The organism is Streptomyces sp. NPDC045846 (genome assembly GCF_056431605.1).
Window position 1 is genome coordinate 939,671 of record NZ_JBWKKJ010000001.1, and the last position, 13,872, is coordinate 953,542.

The 13,872-nt window shown below is 73.0% G+C and carries 10 protein-coding genes; 6 read left to right on the forward strand and 4 right to left on the reverse strand.

The window, feature by feature from the left end:
• The first annotated feature begins 339 nt into the window (after nucleotides 1-339).
• The 4 genes from AC07F3_RS04180 to AC07F3_RS04195 all read left to right on the forward strand — a co-directional run bounded on the left by AC07F3_RS04180 (nucleotide 340) and on the right by AC07F3_RS04195 (nucleotide 6,610).
• Nucleotides 340-1,911, forward strand: a complete 1,572-nt coding sequence (locus AC07F3_RS04180; RefSeq protein WP_479110250.1) for an MFS transporter — start codon at nucleotides 340-342, stop codon at nucleotides 1,909-1,911.
• On the forward strand, nucleotides 1,908-3,791 hold the full coding sequence (locus AC07F3_RS04185) for an alpha/beta hydrolase family protein (protein WP_479110251.1): 1,884 nt from the start codon (nucleotides 1,908-1,910) through the stop codon (nucleotides 3,789-3,791). The genes AC07F3_RS04180 and AC07F3_RS04185 overlap by 4 nt, the downstream gene beginning before the upstream one ends.
• A 188-nt stretch (nucleotides 3,792-3,979) precedes the next feature.
• Nucleotides 3,980-5,908, forward strand: a complete 1,929-nt coding sequence (locus AC07F3_RS04190; protein WP_479110253.1) for a RiPP maturation radical SAM C-methyltransferase — start codon at nucleotides 3,980-3,982, stop codon at nucleotides 5,906-5,908.
• Nucleotides 5,909-5,932: 24 nt separating this feature from the next.
• Entirely contained in the window at nucleotides 5,933-6,610 is a 678-nt protein-coding gene (locus tag AC07F3_RS04195) for a DUF5825 family protein (RefSeq protein ID WP_479110255.1), read from the forward strand.
• A 100-nt stretch (nucleotides 6,611-6,710) separates the two neighbouring features.
• Here the strand turns inward: AC07F3_RS04195 and AC07F3_RS04200 are convergent, their stop codons facing one another.
• The 3 genes from AC07F3_RS04200 to AC07F3_RS04210 form a co-directional block, all read right to left on the reverse strand.
• Nucleotides 6,711-9,494, reverse strand: a complete 2,784-nt coding sequence (locus AC07F3_RS04200) for a molybdopterin-dependent oxidoreductase (protein WP_479110257.1) — start codon at nucleotides 9,492-9,494, stop codon at nucleotides 6,711-6,713.
• The gene (locus AC07F3_RS04205; RefSeq protein WP_479110259.1) at nucleotides 9,491-10,324 is read right to left on the reverse strand and encodes an FAD binding domain-containing protein; all 834 of its coding nucleotides are present in this window, start codon (nucleotides 10,322-10,324) and stop codon (nucleotides 9,491-9,493) included. Before AC07F3_RS04205 ends, AC07F3_RS04200 begins: the two co-directional genes overlap by 4 nt.
• Before the next feature lie 273 nt (nucleotides 10,325-10,597).
• Nucleotides 10,598-11,245 (reverse strand): SRPBCC family protein, encoded by a 648-nt coding sequence (locus AC07F3_RS04210; protein ID WP_479110261.1) that lies wholly within the window; start codon nucleotides 11,243-11,245, stop codon nucleotides 10,598-10,600.
• 154 nt (nucleotides 11,246-11,399) lie between these two features.
• Between AC07F3_RS04210 and AC07F3_RS04215 the strand changes: the two genes are divergently transcribed.
• A complete protein-coding gene (locus tag AC07F3_RS04215) occupies nucleotides 11,400-12,107 on the forward strand; it encodes a TetR/AcrR family transcriptional regulator (RefSeq protein WP_479110263.1) in 708 nt (235 codons plus the stop codon).
• Between the two features lie 39 nt (nucleotides 12,108-12,146).
• Nucleotides 12,147-13,286 carry a diaminopropionate ammonia-lyase gene (locus tag AC07F3_RS04220; RefSeq protein WP_479110264.1) on the forward strand — a complete coding sequence of 380 codons (1,140 nt, stop codon included), beginning with the start codon at nucleotides 12,147-12,149 and terminating at the stop codon, nucleotides 13,284-13,286.
• Between the two features lie 90 nt (nucleotides 13,287-13,376).
• On the opposite strand, the gene AC07F3_RS04225 is transcribed toward AC07F3_RS04220, so the two are convergent.
• Nucleotides 13,377-13,865: an acyl-CoA thioesterase gene (locus AC07F3_RS04225; RefSeq protein WP_479110266.1), complete on the reverse strand. Its 489-nt coding sequence runs from the start codon at nucleotides 13,863-13,865 to the stop codon at nucleotides 13,377-13,379.
• Between the last annotated feature and the right edge of the window lie 7 nt (nucleotides 13,866-13,872).

Consider the following 13,872-nt stretch of genomic DNA (forward strand, 5'->3'; position numbering starts at 1 on the left):
CCTGGATGTTCGCCCCAGCGAAGCCGTGGCGGGGGAGCGGCATGGCATCCCGCGGCGGGAAGGCGGCTCCGGCCGCCTTCCCTTTTGCCCGACCTCGCACGAACCGGCCGCCGAGGGTGCGGTCCGGATCAAGAAATCGGTTTCTTTGCCCGGCCCTTACGGAGTTTGATTTCGGCCTCCGTGGCGGACCTCTTGTGGCTCCGCCGAACGCCTGGTTAGGCTCCCGCTCGTTTCGATTCCTGCACATATTCTTCGCAACTTGACCCACTGTGGGGTGGCTGTGCACGAACCGGCGTTCCCGAACGCTCCCGAGGCGCCTTCTCCGTCGGCAGGGCGCCGATGAGCCCCGGCACCACTGCCGCCGAGAGACGGGCGGCCCGCCGCCCGTTGTCCCGAGACGTCCGGCTGTTCTGGTGCGCCAGCGCGTCGGACGCGCTCGGCACCCAGGCATCCGGAGTCGTCCTTCCGCTGCTGCTCCTCGGGCTCGGCCACTCGGCCACCGTGGTCGGTCTGGTCGCGGGGGTGTCCACGGCGGCCGGACTGCTGCTGGCACCGCTGGCGGCCGTCCCGGCCGATCGCGGCGCGCGCAAGCCGGTGATGTTCTGGTCCGCCACGGTCTCGGCGCTGGCCATGGGAGGCGTGACGGTGGCCGTGACCCTGGGCAGCCCGCCGCTCGCGCTGCTGCTCGGCGCGGTCCTGCTGGAGCGGTTCTCCACCGCGGTGTACGAAGCGGCGGCCGCCGGAACCGTGAGCATGATCGCCCCACCCGCCGACCGCCCCCGTGTGGTGGCCGGGCTCTCGGCGGGCGACCAGGGCGCGCTGATCCTGGGCCCGGCGTTGGGCGGCGCCCTCTTCCAGGCCTCCCGCGCCCTGCCCTTCCTCGCGGACGCCGTGTCCTACGCCGTGGCCGCCGGATGCGTACGCGCCTTGCGCTCGGACCTGCGGCCCGCGCGGGAGGCTGATGCGGCGGTTGGAGCGGGGAGCGTCCCGCCCAACTCCCGTTCCGCAGAAGGTGTGTCGGCAGCATCCGGGAGCGTCTCACCAGACGCCCTGTCGGCGGGCGGTACGAGGGAAGGAGCTGAGGGCATCGCCGTCAGCGCGCCCAACTCTCCGTTCGTGGGCGGGGGTTCGAATGGTTCGTCGAGCGTGCGGTCCAATTCCCTTGTTGTGGAAGGTGGTTCACCGGACACGACGACCGGCACCGCCGCCGTCTCGGACCCCGTACCGGTGCAGGATGCCCCGGCGGGCTCGGTCCGCAGCGAGCCTGGCCCGGCGGCCGACCCCGCTCCTCACCCGCGTCCTGTCCGGCGCGTCCTGGACGAGCTCGGTGCAGGGCTCGCTCTGGTGCGTACCTCGCCCGTCCTCCGGCTCATCCTGACCTGGACCGCCACGGTCAACGGCGTGATCGTCGCCCTCTACTACGGCGCCGTCTTCGCCCTCCAGGAGGGGGGCCACGGAGGCGGGCCGATGGGTCTGGTCCTCGCGGTGTCCGGGGCGGCGGGGCTCGCCGGATCGCTCGCGGCGCCGCGGATCGCGGGGCGGATCGCGCCCGCCCGGCTGCTCGTCGCGGTGTCCTGGCTGCTCGTGCCGCTCGCGGCCGGACTCGCCGCCGCCGACGGACCCTGGGCGTACGGCGCGCTGTTCGGCGCGGTCTGTCTGCTGATGCCACTCGTCGGCGTCGTGCTCCAGGCCCGCGCCCTCCAGGAGACGCCGCCCGGGCTCCAGGCCCGCACCGGGGCCGTCCTGGCCGGCGCGGTGGGCGGTTCGGCCGCGCTCGCGCCGGTCCTGGCCGGGGTGTTCGTGACCCGGGCCGGGACGGCCGCGCCCGCCATGGCCTGCGCGGGGTTGCTGGCGGCGCTGGCGTGGCGGACGACCGTCGTGCGGTCGAGGCTGACGGGGGTCGCCTCATGACCGGCCGCTACCAGGTCTACCGGGCCGCGCTGCCCGAGGTGTGTGCCGCCGATCCGAACCGGATGGTGTTCACCGCCGACGCCGACGGCCGCTGCGAGGTGTTCACCTGGGACGCCACCACCCGACGGGCCCGCCAGGTCACCGATCGCCCGCACGGCACGCTGCACTGCGCGATCGACCACGACGCCCACGTCTGGTGGTTCGACGAGAACGGCGACGGCGCCGGACGCTGGCGGTTCCAGCGGTTCGAGGGCGGCCCGGACCTGCCGGGGCTCACGGGTGTGCCCGAGGGCGAGCCGCGCGGACTCGCGGTCGGCGACGGCGCGTGCGTGGCCATGGGGCTGGGCGACGCCCGGTCGACCGCCGTGCACCTGGGCCCGCGCGCAGGCGCGGCCCGCGAAGTGACGCGCGTCGACGGACACGCGACGCTCAGCGGGATCACCCCGGACGGCGGCCTCCTCGCGCTGAGCGGCGCGGCGGGCTCCCCGCGGGCCGTGACCCTGCTCGGCGCCGACGGCGCCACTCGGGCGGTCCTCGGCGGGGACGGAGCGGGCGGACGGCTCTGGGCGCTGGGCTTCGCTCCCGTCGCCGACCGCGCCGAACTGTTGCTCGTGCGCGAGGCCGACGACCGCTATGTGCTGGGGAGTTGGACGCCCGGTGCGGGGCTGGTCCGTCATGCGTGGTGTGCCTTCGACACCGAGCTGACCGCCCGCTGGCACCCCGACGGCCGCTCGATCCTGGTCCGCCAGGACCGGCACGGCCGCAGCACCCTGCACCGCGTCCATCTGGAGCGGCGCACCGTCGAACCCGTACCGACCCCGCGAGGGACCTTGCTGGACGCGGCGCCGCGCACCGGGTCCGACGTCCACGTCCTCTGGACGGACACCGCGACACCGCCGCGCATGATCTCCACGGCGGGCACCCCGCTGCCTCCCACGCAGGGCCTCCCCGAGCGAGTACCCGGCGAGCACACGGAGGTGTGGACACCTGGTCCGGACGGTCCGGTGCACTCGCTGCTCAGCCTGCCCGAAGAGCGCAAGGGAGCGGTGCCCGCGGTGTTCCTGGTGCACGGCGGGCCCGCCGACCACGACCGGGACGCCTACGACGGGGTGGTGCACTCCCTGGTCGCCTCCGGCTTCGCCGTCGTCCGCGTCAACTACCGGGGCTCCACCGGGTACGGGCCGCGCTGGCGCGCCGCGTACGGGCAGGGCGTGGGGCTCACCCAGATCGCGGACCTCGCCTCGGTCCGTGCCGACCTCGCCGCGCGCGGGATCGTCCGCGCCGACGCGACCGGGCTGTGGGGCACGTCGTGGGGCGGCTATCTGGTGCTGCTCGCCCTTGGCGCGCAGCCGGGGTTGTGGCAGGCGGGCGTCGCGGTCAAACCCGTCGCCGACTGCGCGGCCGCCCACCGCACCGCCACCCCGGCCCTGCGCGCCCTGGACGAGCGGCTGTTCGGCGGCACGCCCGACGAGGTGCCCGAACGGTACGAGCGCAGCTCACCGCTCCACTACGCCGCCGCCGTCCGGGCGCCGCTCCTGGTCGTCGCCGCCACCCGGGACGTCAAGTGCCCGCCCGGCCAGGTGCGCGACTACCTCGCCGCGCTGCGGCACGCGGGCGTACGCCACGAGGCGATGTGGCTGGACACCGGCCATGACGGCTACGAGGCCGACGACCACGTCGCCGTCCTGCGCCGCGCGGTGGTCTTCCTCGACCGCGCCCTGCGCACATCCCGCACCACCCCCAAGTCGCCCCGCTCCGACCGGAGCGGGGACAACGGACGGGTGTGCTCTTCAGCACCCGCCGGTACAGGCACCAGCCACACAGAGAGGAGTTTCTGTCATGCAGAAGGACATCATCCAGAACGACCCGCTCGCGGGTGACGAGGAGAACCGCAAGCCGGGCATCGGTATCACGGTCACGGTTCCGTTCCGCAACGCCGAGGACGGCGACGAGGACTGATCCTCGGCCGGCCCGGCGGTTCGCCGCCGGGCCGGCACAGCCCCGGCCCTTCACCCCCGGCCCCTTGGCCCCCGTCCCGTCACGTCTCCGCACCCACCGAGGAGCCGACATGCGTGTCCTGCTGGTCAATATGCCCTGGTCCCCGATCGACCTTCCCTCGCTCGCCCTCGGAATCCTCAAACGCAGCGTGGACGAACGCGTGCCGGGCGCCCGCGCCGAAGTCCTGCACGCCAATCTCGAATTCACCGACTGGATCACCGCGCGCACCGAATTCACCGCCGAGGACTACGAGTACTACTCGCTCTCCTCCTATTTCATGGGCTGCGGCGACTGGGTGTTCTCCTCCGCGCTGTACGACGACCCCACCTGGCGCGACCAGGAGTTCGCGGACGCGATGAAGGGCAAACTCCGGCGGTCGCGGCTGCGCATGTCACAGGAACTGCACCGCCAGGTACCGGAGTTCGTGGAGATGATCGCCCGGCGGATCGTCGAGCACGCTCCCGACGTCGTCGGCTTCACCTCCACCTTCCAGCAGAACACCGCGGCCCTCGCCGCGGCCAAGCACGTCAAGCGGCTCGCCCCGCACATCGTGACCGTCATGGGCGGCGCCAACTGCGACGGCGAGCAGGGCGAGGCCGTCCACCGCAACTTCCCGTTCGTGGACCATGTGATCCGGGGCGAGGGCGAGTCCGCCTTCCCGCAGCTGCTCACCGCCCTCGCCGAAGGCGCGCGGGGCGACGCCCTGTCGGGTGTGCCGGGCCTGTGCCACCGCGATGCCGAGGGCAGGAGCATCGTCAACCCCATGGCCACCAGCCCGCTGCCGCCGGCCACCATCCTGGCCCCCGACTACAGCGGCTACTTCGAAAGCCTCGCCGCGTCCGTGGCCCGCAACTGGGCCGAACCCAAGCTGGTCGTCGAGGGCGCCCGGGGCTGCTGGTGGGGCGAGAAGCACCACTGCACGTTCTGCGGCCTCAACGGCTCGTTCATGCAGTTCCGTTCCAAGAGCCCGGAGGCCTTCTACGAGGAGATCATGGAACTGGCCCGGCGCCACCGGGTCCTGGACATGTACGTCGTCGACAACATCCTCGACATGGGCTACCTCACCACCGTGCTGCCCCGCATCATCGAGAGCGGCTACGACCTGCGGCTGCACATCGAGATCAAGGCCAACATGCGCCGCGGCCAGCTCCGTACGCTCGCCGAGGCCGGACTCATCTACGTGCAGCCCGGCATCGAGAGCCTCAACAACCGGGTGCTCGACCTGATGGACAAGGGCGTCAGCGGCTGCCAGAACGTGCGCATGCTCCGGGACGGCGCCGAGACCGGCCTCTCCGTCGCCTGGAACTACCTGCACGGCTTCCCCGGCGAGACCGCCGAGGACTACGACCCCGTCATCGCGCAGATACCCGCCCTGGAACATCTCGATCCGCCGGTCGACCTCTCCGCGCGCATCGCGATCGAGCGGTTCAGCCCGTACTTCAACCGGCCCGAGCTGGGCTTCGACGGGCTGCGCCCCGAGGAGCACTACCGTTTCACCTACGACCTGCCCGAGTCGGAGCTCTACGACCTCGCCTACGTCTTCGAGGCCCCGCAGCGCGGGATCACCGAGCCCACCGTCACCGCGCTCAACGACGCGCTCGCCGCGTGGAAGAAGCACCACGCGGGCGCCCGCCTCACCCACGCCGACCTGGGCGACCGCATCGTCCTGGTCAGCCGGCGGCGGGCCTTCGACTGGCGGGCCAAAGAACTGACCGACCCGTTCGAGCTGGCCGTCTTCCGCCTCCTCGACCAGCCGCACACCGCCGCCGCCCTCACCCGCAAGGCCGCGGCCCGCGCCAAGGGCGCCGCCCGCGAGGAGAGCGACGTCCAGCGACTGCTCGACTCCTGGCTGGCGCTCGGTCTGGTCTTCACCGACGGCGGCCAGTACGTCCACATCGCGCCCTCGGCCGTCAACGAGGACCTGCTGCGGCTGGACTTCATGCGGCACGCACAGGCCGCGATCGACGCCGCGCCGCGGCCCGAGCCCGTGCGCGTCTGACCGAGCATCAGGAGGACAAGCCCCATGAGCACCGCCCTCACCCCCGCCACCGGAACCCTCACGGTCGGCGCCTGGCGCGACTACGACCCCGAGGCCTGCGCCCTGCCCGGGATGCACCTCGGCGACATCGAACTGACCGGCCCCCTGGACCAGGAGAGCGACCGGCTGTGGGAGCGGGGCGCGCGCCGCGTCCGGCTGCCGGAGACCGTCGACCTCGCCGGGCTCGACGCCCCCGGCGCCGCCGAGCGCGCCGTCCGCGGCCTCGGTCTCGTACGGGACCTGACCGCCCGGGCCATCCTGGTCGAGTGGAAGCTGCGGCTCGCCCCCGACGCACCCGACGACACCTGGCGCAGCCTCAGCCACCTTCAGCCGCCGCGGCGCCTGGAGGGCCCGGCCGACGGAGCCGGTGACCTGCGCCGCTGGCGCGAGGGGCACTACCTCTGCAAGTGCCTGTGGCGGCAGGGCCCCGGCTTCGTCCAGATCCGCGACCGCCGCTGGGGCGACCTGCGCCGCTTCACCGCCGAGGAGCCCGAGTACCAGCAGGTCATCGAGACGCTCGCCTACGGCGCCCCGGCCGCCTCGGTCCCCCAAGCCGTGCTCGCCGACTTCCTGGAGGAGCGCCTCGTCATGCGGGTCGGCGCGCTCGCGTGGTGGATGCCGTACCGGGTGAACCGCTGGATCCAGGAGGCGATGGCGATCTGACAGGCCGCCCGCGGCCGTCGCCCTGGGGCAGCCGCCGAGGGCGGCCCGGGCCGGGGAAACGAGGGACGTACGGGCGCCGGTCTGCTCGGCGGCACGGCCATCAACGTGCCTCGGCAGAACGGGAGTTGGCGAGGGCGAGCCATACGCGGTCCCGGGTGACCGGCAGCTCGGTGAACCGGATGCCGGTGGCGTCGCGCAGTGCGTTGGTGAAGGCGGGGGCCACCGGGTTGAAGGGGCTCTCGCTCATCGACTTGGCTCCGAGCGGCCCGATGGCGTCGGTGGTCTCCATGAAGTGGACCTCGGTGCGCGGCACGTCGGCGTACTGCGGAAGGCGGTAGCGGCGGAACGCGGCCGTGGTGACCTCGCCGCGGTCGTCGACGCGTACCGTCTCGAAGAGCGTCGCGCCGAGTGCCTGGGCCACGCCGCCCTCCACCTGGCCCCGGCACTGCATCGGGTTCATGACCTTTCCGGCGTCGGCGGCGTGGACGCTGCGCAGGATGCGGATCTCGCCGGTTGCGGGGTCCACGGCGAGGCGGAACCACTGGGCGTTGAAGGCGACCGAACGCGGCGAGCCGCCCCAGTGTCCGTCGGCGGCCAGCTCCTCCTGCGCGCCCGCGGCCCGGGCCGCCTCGTGCAGCTCCTTGAGCGTCAGCACCCGGCCCGCGCAGTCGACGGCCTCGGGCCCCAGCACGCACAGATGCCGGGCCACGCCCGTGTGCCGGGCGGCGAAGGTGCGCAGCCGTTCGGCCAGCGAGGTCGCCGCGAGCAGCACGGCCTTTCCGGCTACGACCGTGCCCGCGGAGCCGAAGGCGCCGGTGTCGTGGCGGACGACGTCGGTGTCGGACTGCCGGACCGTGAGACGGTGCTCGGTGGTGTTGAGGGCTCCCGCGGTGATCTGCTGGTGGACGGTGGTGGTGCCGTTGCCGAACTCCGCCGTGCCGACCGCGATGTCGTACGTCCCGTCCGAGAGCAGGGTCACGCGGGCGTCCGCGTAGTGGCCGCCGGGCGGACCGGTCGCGATCATCGCCATCGCCGTCCCCTGCCCGACCAGCCACCCCTCGGGCGCCTCCCCGGAACTGTCGTCCTCGGCGATGGCCCCGCGGACCACCGCGAGGCACTGGTCGAGTCCGTACGAGGCGATGTGGAGGTCCTCCTCCTCGCCGATGGGGCTCGCCATGTGCTCGCCCGGGCCGATGATGTTCTTCTCCCGGAAGACCAGCGGGTCCATGCCGAGCCGGCGGGCCAGCTCGTCCATCACCGACTCGACGGCGAACGTGACCTGCCCGAGTCCGTAGCCCCGGAAGGCGCCCGCGGGGACGACGTTGGTGTAGACCGAGTACGCGTCCACCTTCTTGTGCGGCGCGCGGTACACGGCGAACGACTCGCCCACGCTGTGGAACATCACGGCGGGGCCGTGGTTGCCGTAGGCGCCGGTGTTGGAGACCACGCGCATGCGGATCGCGGTCAGGGTGCCGTCGGCACGGGCGCCCACCTTGATCCCGATGGTGAAGGGGTGGCGGGTGGTCGCTCCGTAGAACTGCTCGGCCCGGGTGTACTCCAGCTTCACCGGGCGCCGCAGTTTCAGTGCCGCCAGCGTGACGATGTCCTCGGTGAGCATCTCCTGCTTGCCGCCGAATCCACCGCCCACCCGCCCGGCCACGACCCGGACCTCGTCCTCGGTCAGGCCGTACAGGGCGCACAGCGCACGGCGCGTCAGGAACGGGGTCTGGGTGGAGGAGCGCACGGTCAGCCGCTCGCCGGTGCCGTCCTCCTTGGGCTCGAAGTAGGCCACACAGCCGTGCGTCTCCAGGCTGGCGTGCTGGACGCGCTGGGTGCGGAAGGTCTCCTCGTGGACGACGTCGGCGTCCGCGAAGCCGTCCGCGACCGAGCCGATCTCGCCGTGCACCTCGCCCGCCACGTTGTTCTCCACCCGGGCGATCCGCTCCCCGGACCCCTTGCCCGCGTGGATGACCGGAGCGCCGGGCGCCATCGCCTCCTCCGGGTCGATGACGTACGGGAGTTGCTCGTAGACCACCTCCACCCGGCGGCAGCCCTCCTCGGCGGCCTGTTCGCTGTCGGCGACGACGGCGGCGACGCGCTGGCCGACGTGGCGGACGGTGTCGTCGAGGACGCGGGTGTCGTCGGGGTCCTCGGTGGGATGCTCGTGGCGGGCGGAGGAGTACAGCGTCTTCGGCGCGTCCTCGTGGGTGAGGACCGCGTGCACGCCGGGCACGCGCAGGGCGGCCGCCGTGTCGATGGAGACGATCCGGGCGTGCGGGTGCGGGGAGCGCAGCAGCTTCATGTGGAGGAGCCCCGGCACCTCGACGTCGAAGGTGTAGCGCGCGGTGCCGGTCACCACCTGGGGGCCCGCCGGCGCGCCGAGACTCCTGCCGACCGCCTTGCCCGCGCAGGGGCGTTCGGTGTGCCGTACGCCGCGTACGGCGTCCTCGATGGCGCGATAGCCGGTGCAGCGGCAGATGTTGCCCTTGAACGCGCGGGGCAGGTCCGCCAGTTTGCCGTCGTCGTGCTCGGTGCCCCGCTCGGCCTCGAGAGCGGCCGTCGTCATCAGGAACCCCGCGGTGCAGAAGCCGCACTGGAAGCCCTGCGCGTCGAGGAACCTCCTCTGCACAGGATGCAGTTCACCCTCCGGGGAGGCGAGGCCTTCGACGGTCGTCACGCGGCGCCCCTTTGCCCGGACCGCCGGGTACAGACAGCTGTGGACCGGCTCGCCGTCGACGTGCACGGTGCAGGCACCGCAGTCTCCCTGGTCGCACCCCTTCTTCACGCCGAACCAGCCGCGCTCGCGCAGATAGGTGCGCAGACACTGGCCGGCGCGCGGCTCCGCGTCGAAGTGCTGGTCGTTGACCTCGATGCCGAAGCTCATCGCTCACCGTCCCTGGAGGGCCGAGTCAGTTCCTGGCGCACTTCCTCGGCGAGGCGCAGCCCCATGTGGTGGCGCCATTCGGGCAGCCCGTGGATGTCGTCGAACCAGTCGGCCTCGCCGACCGCCGCCTCGACGGCCCGCCGCAGTTCGCCCCTGTCCGGAGGGAGCGGGAACCAGAGCCGGAAGGGCCGTACGGTGGCCGCGCTGATCGTCACCGCCAGCGACCCGTCCACGGGGTCGAGCGTCCCGATGACCAGGGCGCCCGAGCGGCCGAGCCCGTACAGCGACGCCTGCCGGAACGCGGTGCGGCAGGCGAGGGCGCGCGCGGGCAGGGTGACCGAGCGCAGCAACTCGCCCTCGTTGAGGTCCTTGCGGCCCGCGCCGGTGATGAAGTCGACGACCTTCAGGCTGCGCGTCGCGCCCGTCTGCGACTGGAGCAGGCACGTGCCGTCGAGCGCGGCGGTCAGCGAGATCATGGGCCCCGCGGGCAGCCCGTTGCACAGGTTCCCGCCCAGCGTCGCCATGTTCCAGATCTTGAACGAGGCCAGGAACGCCCGGCAGCACTGCTCGAACAGCGGCGCCGCCCGCGCCGGGAGCCTGCGCCCGAACCGGTACAGCTGGGCGATGGTGCACGTGGCCGCGATCTCCAGGGATCCGTCCGCCCCGAGGCTCAGGGGCTCCCACCCCATGCGGCTCAGATCCACCAGCCGCCGCAGATGCGGCTGCGGCTCCGAGAACAGGTACGTGCCGCCGCCCAGCCATGCGTCCCCCGGCTGCCAGGGCTCACGAAGCCGTGCGTCCCGCACGTCCGTCACCGTGTTCAGATCCATGTCTCCCCACGCCCTTCGACCACTGCATCCAGGCCAGTGAAGCCGGGGGAGCGGCCTGAAACGACTGGTTCAGCACACGGAAAACGTCCGGCCGGTGGGGCGCGTCCTGGAGGAACAACCAGGGGGATCCGGGGTGGTCAAGGGGCGTCCGGGATAACAATCCGCGGGCTTGGCGGCGCGGTGGGGCGGGGGTCGCCCCGATCCCGGACGGTACGCGGGCGCCCGCCTCGTCCAGGGACGTCGAGGAGGGCGCGCGCGGTCGGGGCGGGTGGTTCAGCGGGGTGCGCCGCCCGCTTCGGCGGCGGTCCTCAGGTCGCTCATCCACTTCTCCAGGCCCTGGGCCAGGATCCGGGTCGCGGCGGGGACGTTCGCGTCGACCTGGGGCCCGGTGTGGGTCTCCTCGGTCCGCACCAGAACGCCGTCCTTGACCTTGGTGAAGGTCCACACGTGGACGCCGTCGATGTGCAGCCCGTCGCCGATCGCGGGGCCGGTCCAGCGGATGCAGGAGTGGTGCTTGATCTGCTGGACGGTCGAGGTGATGTCCAGGCTGGTGGCGGGAGTCGAGGGGTTGGGCGGCACCGGCGTCGTCCACCGGAAGGCCGAGCCCGTCCGGAGCGGGCCGCGGTCGAGGCGCTCGCTGGTCTTGACCGCGGGCTGCCAGGACGGCCAACGCTCCACCTCGGTCTGCAACTTCCAGATGGTGCGCAGGGGCGCGTGGATGACCGCTTCGGTCCGGTAGCGGACCTGGGCGCCAGGGTCGACGCCCTCCCCACGGCAGGTGAGCGCCTTGCCGGGGCGGGGGGCGGCCCCGGCGGGCGTCGCCAGGGTGGCGAGTACGGCGACGGCGAGCGGGACGGCGACCAGGGCGGCGCGGAAGCCGGTGCTGCTCGGGCGGCGGTTCGAGGTGGCGGAGACAGACATGACGTTTCCCCTTGCGTAGGAGGTGTGCGAGTGGTTGGGCGTACGGCCGGAGAGGCCCGCCACGCCCGGGCTTTAGAAGTCTTGCTGTTCGTTAGAAGTTCTAACACTCAGCTGGGGGAGTCGTCAATAACCTTCGTGATAGCCTCTAACTGAAATGGCGGCGGCTGGAGCCGCGACCGTAGCGAGAGGTGGCAGGCCGGTGGCGGACAAGAGCACCGGGACCCCGCGTGAGCGCTATCGCGCGCAGGTCCGGGCGGAGATCAAGCAGCACGCGTGGGAGCAGATCGCGACGGCGGGGGCGTCCGCGCTCTCGCTCAACGCCATCGCCAAGCAGATGGGCCTGAGCGGTCCGGCGCTCTACCGGTACTTCGCCGGACGCGACGACCTGATCACCGAACTCGTCCGGGACGCCTACCGCAGCCTCGCCGACACCCTCCGCGCGGCCGTCGCGGAATCGAAGACCGGTGCCGACGTCACCACCCTGGCGCAGGCAATGCGCGGCTGGGCCCTGGCGGATCCCAACCGGTACTTCCTGATCTACGGCACGCCCGTTCCGGGCTATCACGCGCCCGACGACACCACCGCGATCACCTCGGAGATCATGGCGATGCTGCTCGACGCCTTCGCCGCGCTGCCCGACGGACCCGTGACGCCGTTCGCCGCGCACCTCGAAGAACACCGCCAGTGGGCGGACGGCCACCCCGCCTCGCCCGTGGCGCTCCAGCGTGCGCTGGCCTTCTGGACGAGGCTGCACGGCGTGCTCTCTCTCGAGGCCGCCGGTCACTTCACCGGCATGGGGTTCGACCCCGCGCAGCTCTTCGCGGCCGAACTGGACAGCCTGTCGGCGCGGGGACCCCGCTGACCGCTGGACCGGCCGTGCGCGCTCCCGCACCCTGGTCCCGTGCCCGAGATCGCTTCCTCCCTCCGTGACCTGCCCGGCTCGTGGTTCGCGCGGTCCGACGCGCGTGCCTGGCGGTGCGGGCCCGCGCCCGGTCAGGTGCGGGACTTCCACGCCGCGCTGCCCGGCTACACACCCACTCCGCTGACCGAACTCCCTTTTCTCGCAAGGGAGTTGGCGGTCGACAGGGTGTTCGTCAAGGACGAGTCGGCGCGGCTGGGGCTGCCCGCCTTCAAGGCCCTGGGCGCGTCCTGGGCGGTCCACCGCGTCCTCGTCGAACGGGCCGCCGCCGGAGCGGGGCCGGACCCGGTCACCCTGGTGACCGCCACCGACGGCAACCACGGCCGCGCGGTGGCCCGCACGGCCCGCCTGCTCGGCCAGCGCGCCCACGTCTTCGTCCCGCGCGGCGTGCACCCGCTGGCGGTGTCCGCCATCGCCGCCGAACAGGCCGAGGTCACCGAGGTCGCGGGGCCGTACGACGAAGCGGTGCGCCGTGCGGCCGAGATGGCCTCCGGAGCAGACGCGGTGCTGGTCCAGGACACGGCCTGGCCCGGCTACGAGCGGATTCCCGGCTGGATCGTCGAGGGCTACTCCACCCTCTGCGCCGAGATCGACGAGCAGTTGACGGCCGCCGGGGTCGGCGAGGGGCCCGGCCTCGTCGCGGTTCCGGTCGGCGTGGGATCACTCGCCCAGGCCGTGGTCACCCACTACCGCAGCCGCCCCCACGGGCACGCCCCGGCGCTTGTGGTGGTGGAACCGGAGGCCGCGGCCTGCGTGCTGCGGAGCCTCCGGCTTGGCGCGCCGGTCGGCGTCACCACCGGCGCGACCACGATGGCGGGGCTGAACTGCGGGACCCCGTCCAGCATCGCCTGGCCCCATCTGCGCGACGGACTCGACGCGGCCGTCGCCGTGACCGACGCCGACGCCGCCCGCGCCGCGGCCAGCCTCGCGGAGCTCGGCGTCTCCTCGGGGCCCTGCGGTGCGGCGCCGCTCGCCGGGGTGCGGGCGATGCTCACGGGCGTCGGCGCCGACGCCCGCCGTGCGGCGCTGGGGATCGGGCCGGCCTCGGTGATCGTGCTGCTGAGCACCGAGGGCACGGCCGCCAACCCGCACGCGACCTCCGGTCGGACGACGGCGACTTGAGCTCACCTTGATGCCGGGGCCGGACAGGGCGATGCTGACCTGGCACGCTCGGGCGGCCGGGGGCGCAGGCCCGCGCCCCCGGCCGCCCGCTCAGCCCGAGGTCGTGCCCCGCTCACCCCGCCGCCGCTGGGCGTGCAGCTGACGCTGGTGGTCATCCGCCGTGACCGCGCGCAGTCCGGGCACCCGGCGGGGTGCGCCGTCCTCGCCGATGGCCACGAACGTCAGCCGGGCGGTGGCCACTTCGGCGGTGGGCCCCGAGGCGTTCCACCGCTCGGCGCTCACCCGTACGCCCACGTCCATCGAGGTGCGGCCCGCGTACTCCACGCAGGCGCGCACGCTCACCAGATCGCCCGCGTGGACGGGCAGCAGGAAGGTCATCCGGTCGACCGAGACGGTCACCGCGGGGCAGCCCGCGTGGCGTCCGGCGGCCGCCGCGGCGGCGTCGTCGATGAGTTTCATGATGACGCCGCCGTGGATGGTCCCGTACAGGTTGGTGTCGTGCTCGCTCATGATGTGGGCGAGCGTGACGTCCGAGTCGGCCGGGGCCTTGTGGGCCGGGCGGCCGGTGATGGTGTCCACGTCACAG